Origin of the sequence: Cyanobium sp. LEGE 06143 (genome assembly GCF_015207535.1) — a bacterium.
Lineage (GTDB): Bacteria > Cyanobacteriota > Cyanobacteriia > PCC-6307 > Cyanobiaceae > NIES-981.
In genome coordinates this window covers 1-3,833 of sequence record NZ_JADEWP010000215.1, presented here as the reverse complement: position 1 = coordinate 3,833, position 3,833 = coordinate 1, and the positions used below count along the sequence as shown (strand labels likewise).

Annotated in this window: 6 protein-coding genes; 3 read left to right on the top strand and 3 right to left on the bottom strand. The window is 69.1% G+C overall.

The window, feature by feature from the left end:
* The 3 genes from IQ216_RS12430 to IQ216_RS12420 all read left to right on the top strand — a co-directional run.
* On the top strand, nucleotides 1–1,229 hold a 1,229-nt coding region (locus IQ216_RS12430), incomplete at its 5' end, for a peptide ligase PGM1-related protein (protein ID WP_193815713.1).
* Between the two features lie 26 nt (nucleotides 1,230–1,255).
* Nucleotides 1,256–1,495 carry a hypothetical protein gene (locus tag IQ216_RS12425; RefSeq protein WP_186696934.1) on the top strand — a complete coding sequence of 80 codons (240 nt, stop codon included), beginning with the start codon at nucleotides 1,256–1,258 and terminating at the stop codon, nucleotides 1,493–1,495.
* Nucleotides 1,492–1,926, top strand: coding sequence for a TA system VapC family ribonuclease toxin (locus IQ216_RS12420; protein ID WP_193815712.1), 435 nt, complete (start codon nucleotides 1,492–1,494; stop codon nucleotides 1,924–1,926). Before IQ216_RS12425 ends, IQ216_RS12420 begins: the two co-directional genes overlap by 4 nt.
* 5 nt (nucleotides 1,927–1,931) lie before the next feature.
* Here the strand turns inward: IQ216_RS12420 and galE are convergent, their stop codons facing one another.
* Genes galE through IQ216_RS12405 form a run of 3 tightly spaced genes read right to left on the bottom strand, consistent with a single transcriptional unit; the run spans nucleotide 1,932 to nucleotide 3,575 of the window.
* Nucleotides 1,932–2,957, bottom strand: a complete 1,026-nt coding sequence (gene galE / locus IQ216_RS12415) for a UDP-glucose 4-epimerase GalE (RefSeq protein WP_193815710.1) — start codon at nucleotides 2,955–2,957, stop codon at nucleotides 1,932–1,934.
* On the bottom strand, nucleotides 2,954–3,283 hold the full coding sequence (locus IQ216_RS12410) for a nucleotidyltransferase domain-containing protein (protein ID WP_370566744.1): 330 nt from the start codon (nucleotides 3,281–3,283) through the stop codon (nucleotides 2,954–2,956). Before IQ216_RS12410 ends, galE begins: the two co-directional genes overlap by 4 nt.
* Before the next feature lie 10 nt (nucleotides 3,284–3,293).
* Nucleotides 3,294–3,575 carry a HEPN domain-containing protein gene (locus tag IQ216_RS12405; protein WP_193815706.1) on the bottom strand — a complete coding sequence of 94 codons (282 nt, stop codon included), beginning with the start codon at nucleotides 3,573–3,575 and terminating at the stop codon, nucleotides 3,294–3,296.
* Between the last annotated feature and the right edge of the window lie 258 nt (nucleotides 3,576–3,833).

Genomic DNA, 3,833 nt, shown 5'->3' with positions numbered 1-3,833 from the left:
GCCTGCACCTGTTCGACACCGACGACGCCTCGGGCCGCCCCCTCACCGCCAAGCTGCTGGAGCGGCCCGCCCTGCTGGCCCGCATCGGCGAACTGCTGCGGCCGGGCCGCAGTTTCATCAGCTGTTTCGTGGTGAGCGAGCTGGAACGGGAGCTGTCGGAGCGCCTGCAGGTGCCGCTGCTGGGCACCTCCCCCCACCTGCTGCAGTGGGGCAGCAAGGCCGGCRGCCGTGCCCTGTTTCGGCGTTGCGGTGTGCCCCACCCGCCCGGCAGCGAGCTGGTGTTCGACCTGGCCAGCCTCGCGGAGGCCACAGCCGAGCTCTGGGAGCAGCATCCCGAGCTGGAACGCTGCGTGGTGAAGCTCAACGAGGGCTTCAGCGGCGAGGGCAACGCCCTGCTGGAGCTGGCCCCACTGCAGCTTCAGGAGCACTCAGCGCCACAGCGGCGGCAGCTGCTGCGCCGGGCACTGGAGCAGCTGCCGATGCCGGCGCCCGCCTGGCGGGAGCTGATGGCCCGCCAGGGCGCCCTGGTGGAGGCCTGGCTGCAGGGGGGAGAGGCCCTGCGCTCCCCCAGCGTTCAGGGGATCATCCATCCGGGGGCGGACGGACGCCCCGGCGCCGTGGAGGTGCTCTCCACCCATGAGCAGGTGCTGGGGGGGCCGAGCGGCCAGACCTACCTGGGCTGCAGCTTCCCCGCCAGCGGGGACTACCGGCAGGAGCTGATGGCCCATGGGCTGGCCATCGGCCGGGCCCTGGCGGCCGAGGGGGCCCTGGAACGCTATGCCGTGGACTTCATCGCCCGGCGTTTCGGGGAGCGATGGGAGCTGCAGGCGATCGAGATCAACCTGCGCCAGGGGGGCACCACACACCCCTACATGGCCCTGCACGCCATCACCAGCGGCCGGCTCGACCCCGCCGACGGGCTCTACCGCTCCCCCACCGGCGCCGCGCTGCACTACCGGGCCACCGATAACTTCTGCGCAGCCCCGCTGCGCGGCCTGCTGCCGATCGACCTGATCGACATCGTGGCGGAAGCGGGCCTGCACTACGACCCGGCCCAGCTGCGCGGCAGTGTGTTCCACCTGCTGGGCTGCCTCTCGGAGTACGGCAAGCTCGGCATGACCTGCATCGGCCGCAGTGCGGCGGAGGCGGAAGCGGTGTACCGGGCCACCGAGCAGCGGCTGGTGGAGGCCGCGGCTGAGCGCCATGGAGTTGCTGTTGATGCGCACTAAGATGCGCACATATCACCGGGGTGGGTATGCGCACGACGCTGGATCTTCCGGATCCGCTCTTCGAAAGGCTGAAGGCGCGGGCGGCCAGCCAGCGCATGACGCTCAAACAACTGCTGCGCAGCTACGTGGAGCAGGGGCTCAGCACCGTTCAAGACGTTGACCCGCGTGGCCGTTCCGCCGCCGAGCTACCGCGACTGGACGGCCCCCTGAGGCTGGGGCGTGAGCACTGCAGCAATGCAGGGCTGTTTGAGCTGCTCGACCCGTGAGCACCAGCACCGACCTGCCGGATCTCAATGTGTGGCTGGCGCTGGCCGCCGCTGACCATCTGCACCACCGTGAGGCCCTGCACTACTGGGAACAGCAGGCGGCTGAACAAGTGCTGTTCTGCACGGTGACGGCCCTTGGGCTGGTGCGGCTTCTGAGCCAGCCCAGGCTGATGGGTGCTGCCGTCAAGAGCGCCGCCGAGGCCTCGGCGCTGCTCGAGGCGTTCTGCCATCAACCCGGCGTGGCGCTGGCCGTACCAGCCGATCACGGCTGGGAGGTGTTCCACCGGCTGTTGCGCCAGGGAGACCTGCCCCCACGGCTCTGCACCGATGCCTACCTGGCCGCGCTGGCCATGGCCAACGGCTGGCGCCTGGTGAGTTTCGATCGGGATTTCGAGCGTTTTCGGGGCCTGCAACGGCTGGCGCTGAGCTGAATCCCTCAGCCGCGGCGGCGCTGGTGCCAGGCCCAGGCGTCGGCCAGGATCGTGGCCAGATCGGAGCGCTGGGGTTTCCAGCCCAGCTCCGCCATCGCCAGGGAGGCATCGGCCACCAGCTCGGCGGGGTCCCCCGGGCGGCGGGGCGCGTCGACGACCTTCAGGCTGCAGCCGGTGTGTTGGCAGGCCGCGTTGATCACCTGCTGCACGGAATAGCCGCTGCCGGTGCCGAGGTTGTAGGTGTGCTGGCCGCCCTGGGCGATGAGCCGCTCCAGGCCGAGCACGTGGGCGGCAGCCAGGTCGCCCACGTGGATGTAGTCGCGGATGCAGGTGCCATCGGGGGTGGGGTAGTCGCGGCCGAACACCTGAAGGCCCGTGCGGCGGCCGGCCAGGGCCTCGAGCACCAGGGGGATGAGGTGGGTTTCGGGGTCGTGGTCTTCGCCGAGGTCGGCGGCGGGATCGGCACCGGCGGCGTTGAAGTAGCGGAAGATCACGCTGGGCTGGCCGTAGGCGGCGCCGAAATCAGCCAGCAGCTGCTCCACCATCCACTTGCTGCGGCCGTAGGGGTTGATCGGTGCCTGGGGGCAGCGCTCGTTGATCGGAATCTGATCGGCGACGGGGATGCCGTAGGTGGCGCAGGTGGAGCTGAACACCAGCGGGATCGGCTGGCCGCGGCGCTGGGCCTCACCGTGCAGCGCCTCGAGCAACACCAGGGTGTCGCCCAGGTTGTTGCGGTAGTAGCGGGCGGGATCCACCACGCTCTCGCCCACGTAGGCGTAGGCGGCGAAGTGGAGCACGGCCCGCACCGGCCCAGCCGGCAGCTGCGGATGGGAGCCCTGCAGCAGGGCATCGAGCAGGGACCGATCACCCAGCTGCCCCATCACCAGGGGCACCTGCAGCACCTGCTCGGCGATGGCCCGGTGGCCATACACCAGGTTGTCGAGCACCAGCACGGGCTGGCCGGCGCGCTGCAGGGCCCGCACGGTGTGGCTGCCGATGTAGCCGGCGCCGCCGGTCACGAGGATGGTCATGGCTGTGGATCGGACAGCTGGCGGCACCACACCCAGCGGGCATCGCGGTGGAGCTCGGTGGCGAAGCGTGATCCAGCCCCCAGCAGCGCCTTGTGTTCGGCCGGGGTGAGCACCAGCGCATCGCAGCTAAGGGGCAGCAATTCCAGCTGCCAGCAGAGCAATCTCGCCTGCTGGGGCCCGCTGGCAGCGGCATCGACCAACACCAGATCCAGGTCGCTGCCCACCCCAGCGCTGCCCCGGCCGTAGCTGCCGAACAGCGCCACCTTCTGCAGGGAGGGCACGCGGGCTGCCTGGTCCACCGCCCAGGCCTGAACCTGAGCAATCACCTGCCCAGGTTCAGGCCTGGGCAGCACGGATTGCGTCAACGACCGCACGGGCATGGCGAAGGGCGTCGTCGCTTTGCAGACGACCGAAATGGTCGGTAGGGGCTCCATCAGGGAGGCTATCGGGATAGCGGGTGGGGATGTAGAGAGCATCGAGAATGCGAAGGCGATCCTCCAGATCGCTCACCGCTTCCGCCAGCTGGGCTGAGGCGGCAGGGGGCAGATCGCGGAAGGAGCGGCCCAGGCCATGGCCCCACACCTGCTGCTCGAGGCTGAGGTGAGCGGAGCGGTTCATGGCGGCATTGTGGCCCCAATCCCCAGGGCCAAGGATCGGCTCCGATGAACCCCTACAGGGGTTAAGGAGCCTCTGGGCAACGAGCCCTGAAAGTGGGTCCAAGGTTGGAATTTGCTCGGAATGAACAACGTTTGGCGAATCTGAGGTTGGCTTGGCTGATTTCACCCTTTCGGGTGCCAAAATCTGCCCATGTTGGCCGATTCTTTCCCTCGACAGGCACACTGATCTCCTGATCACGTACTGCATAGCAACCTGCGA

Coding starts and splice junctions, on each gene's coding strand:
- IQ216_RS12405 (WP_193815706.1), bottom strand. CDS start 3,575: ATGAACCGCTCCGCTCACCTCAGCCTCGAGCAGCAGGTGTGGGGCCAT.
- galE (WP_193815710.1), bottom strand. CDS start 2,957: ATGACCATCCTCGTGACCGGCGGCGCCGGCTACATCGGCAGCCACACC.
- IQ216_RS12425 (WP_186696934.1), top strand. CDS start 1,256: ATGCGCACGACGCTGGATCTTCCGGATCCGCTCTTCGAAAGGCTGAAG.